General features: G+C 68.9%; 3 protein-coding genes. All 3 read right to left on the bottom strand.

Annotated features, from left to right (window positions below; all coding sequences use genetic code 11):
- Positions 1-26: 26 nt before the first annotated feature.
- Positions 27-530, bottom strand: coding sequence for a Dps family protein (locus KXJ60_RS00990; protein ID WP_291123465.1), 504 nt, complete (start codon positions 528-530; stop codon positions 27-29).
- Between the two features lie 35 nt (positions 531-565).
- Positions 566-1,525 (bottom strand): hydrogen peroxide-inducible genes activator, encoded by a 960-nt coding sequence (locus KXJ60_RS00985; RefSeq protein WP_291123464.1) that lies wholly within the window; start codon positions 1,523-1,525, stop codon positions 566-568.
- A 55-nt stretch (positions 1,526-1,580) separates the two neighbouring features.
- The coding region (locus KXJ60_RS00980; protein WP_291123462.1) for a helicase-related protein at positions 1,581-2,611 on the bottom strand (1,031 nt) is incomplete at its 5' end.

The following is a 2,611-nucleotide window of genomic DNA, read 5'->3' as shown; positions in this document are numbered from 1 at the left end:
CGCCGCAGGCGCGGCGCGGGGGTGGGTCATTCCTCCAGGAGCGAACGCAGCATCCAGGCGGTCTGCTCGTGCACCGTCAGGCGCTGGGTGAGCAGGTCGGCCGTGGGCTCGTCACCGGCCTTGTCGGCCAGCGGGAACAGGCTGCGCGCGGTGCGCGCCACGGCTTCGTGGCCGGTCACGAGGATGCGCACCATCTCGAGTGCCTTGGGTGGCGTGGCCGGCGCATCGGGCACCGAGGCGAGCTTGCCGAACTGGGCGTACGAGCCGGGCGCCGGGTGGCCCAGCGAGCGGATGCGCTCGGCGATCGGGTCCACCGCGCCCCAGAGCTCGGTGTACTGGGTCATGAACATCGCGTGCAGCGTGTTGAACATCGGCCCGGTCACGTTCCAGTGGAAGTTGTGGGTGGTGAGGTACAGCGTGTAGGTGTCGGCCAGCAATTGCGACAGGCCTTTGGAAATGGCGGCGCGGTCTTTCTCGCCGATGCCGATGTTGATGGACGGCGCGCTGGTCTTGGTGGGGGCTTTGGCCATGGTGAACTCCTTCACAAGGTTGAAAAAACGGGGGGCTACGACAGGCGCTGCACACCGGGCAGCTCGCAGGCGTAGATCGCGTTGCGCAGCTCGGCAATGGCCTCGTAGCGGGTGAAACTGCGCCGCCAGGCCAGCACCACGCGGCGCGTGGGTGCATCGCCTTTGAACGGCAGGTAGCGCACATAGGACGAGTCGCCGAAGTCCTGGCCCGGGCTGGCCGCGCCTTCCAGTGCGGACGACGGCACCGACAGGCGCGGCACCAGCGTCACGCCCATGCCGGCGGCCACCATGTGCTTGATGGTTTCCAGCGACGAGCCCTCAAAGCTCTTGCGGATGCCCTCGGCGTCGTTGGAGAACCGGGCGAATTCCGGGCACACCTCCAGCACATGGTCGCGGAAGCAATGGCCGGTGCCCAGCAGCAGCATGGTCTCGCGCTTGAGCTCCTCGTTGGTGATGTGGTCGCGTCCGGCCAGCGGGTGCGTGTGCGGCACGGCGGCCAGGAACGGTTCGTCGTACAGCGGCGCGATGGCCAGGTTGGTGTCGGGGAAGGGCTCGGCCAGGATGGCGCAGTCGATCTCGCCCAGGCGCAACTGCTCCAGCAGCCGCACAGTGAAGTTCTCCTGGAGCATCAGCGGCATCTGCGGCGTGCGGTCGATGACGTGGCGCACGAGGTCGGGCAGCAGGTAGGGGCCGATGGTGTAGATCACGCCCAGCCGCAGCGGCCCGGCCAGCGGGTCTTTGCCGCGCTTGGCAATTTCCTTGATGGCCGCGGCCTGCTCCAGCACGGTCTGCGCCTGCCGCACGATCTCGTCGCCCAGCGGCGTGACCGCGATTTCGCTGGCGTTGCGCTCGAAGATCTTGAGCTCGAGCTCTTCTTCCAGCTTCTTGATGGCCACCGACAGCGTGGGCTGCGACACGTAGCAAGCCTCGGCGGCCTTGCCAAAGTGCTTCTCCCTCGCCACGGCCACGATGTACTTGAGTTCGGTGAGCGTCATGGGGCGGTATTTTGCGCCTGCGGCCGGGGGTGTGCGTGGCGCCTGCGCCAAACACTCAGGCTTTGAGGTACTCCGCCTTGCCGCCCAGCCAGCGCGCGATGTGCCGCTCAGCCTGTTCGGGGTACTGGTGCAGCATCACCGGCGCGGCCTCGCGCGCCCATGCGAGCAGGTGGGTGTCGGTGGCGAGATCGGCGAAACGCAGCAGCGGCGCACCCGACTGCCGCGCGCCCAGGAACTCGCCCGGGCCGCGAATCTCCAGGTCGCGCCGCGCGATCTCGAAACCGTCGCTGGTGTCGGCCATGGCCTTGAGGCGTTCGCGCGCGGTCTCGCCCAGGCGCCCGCCATCGGGCGGGGTGTACATGAGCACGCAGGCCGACGCGGCCGCGCCGCGCCCCACGCGCCCGCGCAGCTGGTGCAGCTGCGACAGGCCAAAGCGCTCGGCGTGTTCGATCACCATCAACGAGGCGTTGGGCACGTCCACGCCGACCTCGATCACGGTGGTCGAGACGAGCACCCCCATCTGCCCGCCGGTGAAGAGCGACATCACCGCTTTTTTCTCCGCCACTTTCATGCGCGAATGCAAAAGGCCGACCAGGACAGGCGTTCCCCCCTGCGCCGCTGACGCGGCCTCCCCCCTCTCTGGCACGCCTTCGGCGCTGGGCGGGGGGACGCGCCCTGGGGCCGGCGGCGCCGGACCCTCGGGCGCCCTGGAGAGGGGCACGTCTCGCCGGGAAGGGTCTGGGGGGCTGTTGAGCGCTGCGCTCAGCTCCGCGTGGGTGGCGGTGGCGTTGGACAGGTCGATCGCTTCGCTCTCCTCGATCAGCGGGCACACCCAGTACACCTGCCGGCCCTGCGCGAGCTGGCCGCGGATGCGCTCGATCACTTCGGCGCGGCGGCTGTCGGCCACCACCTTGGTGACGATGGGCGTGCGCCCGGGCGGCAGTTCGTCGATGGTGGAGACGTCGAGATCGGCGTAGTAGCTCATGGCGAGCGTGCGTGGAATGGGGGTCGCCGTCATCATCAGAAGGTGCGGCTCCTGGGCGAGGGCTTCGACAGGCTCAGCCCGAACGGATATCTGCTCAGCCC

Origin of the sequence: Hydrogenophaga sp. (assembly GCF_019264445.1) — a bacterium.
GTDB lineage: Bacteria > Pseudomonadota > Gammaproteobacteria > Burkholderiales > Burkholderiaceae_C > Hydrogenophaga.
This window is presented reverse-complemented; position numbering and strand designations above follow the sequence as displayed.

What these genes read in the sequence shown, in the direction of transcription:
- KXJ60_RS00990 (WP_291123465.1), bottom strand. Translation starts at nt 530, where the DNA reads ATGGCCAAAGCCCCCACCAAGACCAGCGCGCCGTCCATCAACATCGGC.
- KXJ60_RS00985 (WP_291123464.1), bottom strand. Translation starts at nt 1,525, where the DNA reads ATGACGCTCACCGAACTCAAGTACATCGTGGCCGTGGCGAGGGAGAAG.